This is a genomic window from Hydrogenophaga sp., assembly GCF_041633695.1.
In the GTDB taxonomy this organism is placed as follows: Bacteria; Pseudomonadota; Gammaproteobacteria; order Burkholderiales; family Burkholderiaceae_C; genus Hydrogenophaga.
The window spans coordinates 1-2,619 of the sequence record NZ_JBFJMY010000525.1 but is presented as its reverse complement, the minus strand read 5'-3'; the positions used below and the strand labels follow the sequence as shown (position 1 = coordinate 2,619).

Here is a 2,619-nt window from a genome sequence, read left to right as displayed (position 1 = left end):
GGCGTGGCGGCTCAGGGTGGATGCGTGCATGGAGATGGGGGTTGTGGCCACGGTTCGGCCTGGGGGTCAGGCCTTGCGCTTGGCGCCGCCTTTGCCCTTGTGGTCGCTCTTGTTTTTGCTCTTGCTCTTTTTCCCCTTGGCCTTTTCTTTCGGTGCCAGCAAGGTGCCGCGGCACGCATCGGCGCCGCACCAGCAGGGGTATTCGGCCTTGAGCTCGGGGGTGAACGGCTCGTCGATCACCAGGCCGTAGTCGTAAAACAGTTCTTGACCGGCGGGAATGTTGCGCAGCGCGCGGATGAAGACCCGGCCTTCGTCGATTTCGCTCTCGCAGTTGGGTGCGCAGCTGTGGTTGATCCAGCGCGAGGAATTGCCACCGAACTTGGCGTCGATCACCCGTTCTTCGTCGATGTGGAAATAAAAGGTGTGGTTCGGGTCGGCCGGGTCGTGCGGATGCCGGCGCAACGCCTCGTCCCAGGTGATGATCTCACCCACGTATTCGATCAGCGTCTCGCCCTCGGCCAGATCGGTGCCCGCATAGACGCCACGGCCATGGACGCCGGAGCGGCGAACCTGGATGCGACGCGACGCGGGCTTGGCGGCGGTTTTGGCGGGCGCTGGCGTTTGGCGGGAGCTTTTCGTCACGTCAGAAATTTTTGGTAAGGTTGATTCATGCAGGTGCGCGCGGGTGCGCGTGCCCATGTGCGCGTGTACGCGCGTAGAAAACCGATTGTAGAGATGAAAACCCTGGTCATTGCCGAGAAGCCATCCGTGGCCCAAGACATCGTGCGCGCACTTACCCCGACGGCGGGCAAGTTCGAAAAGCACGATGACCATTTTGAGAGCGACCAATATGTAGTGACCTCTGCCGTGGGCCATCTGGTGGAGATTGCCGCGCCCGAGGCCTTTGATGTGAAACGGGGCAAGTGGAGCTTTGCCAACCTGCCGGTGCTGCCGCCCTATTTCGAGCTCAAGCCGATCGACAAGACCAAGTCGCGCCTGGGTGCCGTGGTCAGGCTGGTCAAGCGCAAGGACGTGGACCAACTCATCAACGCCTGTGACGCGGGACGCGAGGGTGAACTGATCTTCCGCTTGATCGAACAGTACGCGGGCGGCTTCAAGGGTGGCCAATACCAGGCCCTGGGCAAACCGGTGCGCCGCTTGTGGCTGCAGTCCATGACGCCTGCGGCCATTCGAGAAGGCTTTGAGAAGCTGCGCAGCGACGAGCAGATGCAAGGCCTGGCCGATGCGGCACGCAGCCGCTCCGAAGCCGACTGGATGGTGGGTATCAATGGCACGCGCGCCATGACCGCCTTCAATTCGCGCGACGGCGGTTTTTTCCTCACCACCGTGGGCCGGGTGCAAACGCCCACGCTGTCCATCGTGGTGGAGCGCGAAGAAAAGATCCGCGCACACAGGAGCCGCGATTACTGGGAAATCCACGCCGCCTTCCAGGCCGTGGCGGGTGAATACCCGGGCAAGTGGTTCGACCCGGCCTGGAAGAAGCAGACCGGCGATGACGCCGATCTGGAGCTGCGGGCCGACCGCGTCTGGAACGAACGCGAGGCGCAGCAAATCGCCGACGCCGTGCGCGGCCAGCCCGCCACGGTGCGCGAAGAGTCCAAACCCACCACCCAGGCCAGCGGCCTGCTCTACGACCTGACCAGCCTGCAGCGCGAGGCCAACGGCCGTTTCGGTTTTTCGGCCAAGACCACGCTGCAACTGGCGCAAAGCCTGTACGAGCGCCACAAGGCCTTGACCTACCCACGTACCGATTCGCGCGCCCTGCCCGAGGACTACCTGGGCACGGTCAAGCAGACCTTCGAGATGCTGTCCAAAAGCGGCATGAAGCACCTGGCGCCGCACGCCCAGACCGCGCTGGACAACGGCTACATCAAGCCCACCAAGCGCGTGTTCGACAACAAGAAGGTGAGTGACCACTTTGCCATCATCCCTACGCTGCAGGCACCCAGTGGCCTGAGCGACGCCGAACAAAAACTGTACGACCTGGTGGTGCGCCGCTTTCTGGCGGTGTTTTTTCCCAGCGCCGAGTTCATGGTCACCACGCGCATCACCACGGCGGCGAACCAGAACTTCAAAACCGAGGGCAAGGTGCTGGTCCGGCCGGGCTGGATGGCCGTGTACGGCAAGGAAGCGGCCGAAGACGTGACCGACGCCAAAGAAGGCGACAAGGGCCAGAACCTGGTGCCCGTGGCCGAGGGTGAAAAAGTCCAGGCCGAGCAGGTCGACCCCAAGGCCTTGAAGACCAAACCCCCGGCGCGTTATTCGGAAGCCACGCTGCTGGGCGCCATGGAGGGCGCGGGCAAGCTGGTGGACGACGAAGAGCTGCGCGAAGCCATGCAGGAAAAAGGCCTGGGCACGCCCGCCACGCGCGCGGCCACCATCGAAGGTTTGCTGGCCGAAAAATACATGTTGCGCGAAGGGCGCGAAATCATTCCCACGGCCAAGGCTTTCCAGCTCATGACGCTGTTGCGTGGCCTGGGCGTGGAAGAACTGTCCAAAGCCGAATTGACCGGCGAGTGGGAATACAAGCTGGCGCAGATGGAGCACGGCGAGCTGAGCCGCAGCGCTTTCATGGCCGAGATCGCCGCCATGACCGAG

General features: G+C 63.2%; 2 protein-coding genes. One reads left to right on the top strand and one right to left on the bottom strand.

Features of this window, described 5'->3' with window-relative positions:
- Positions 1–66: 66 nt before the first annotated feature.
- Positions 67–651 (bottom strand): SET domain-containing protein, encoded by a 585-nt coding sequence (locus ABYB95_RS21145; RefSeq protein WP_372661552.1) that lies wholly within the window; start codon positions 649–651, stop codon positions 67–69.
- 84 nt (positions 652–735) lie between these two features.
- Here ABYB95_RS21145 and ABYB95_RS21140 point away from each other — a divergent pair.
- On the top strand, positions 736–2,619 hold a 1,884-nt coding region (locus tag ABYB95_RS21140; protein WP_372661549.1), incomplete at its 3' end, for a DNA topoisomerase III.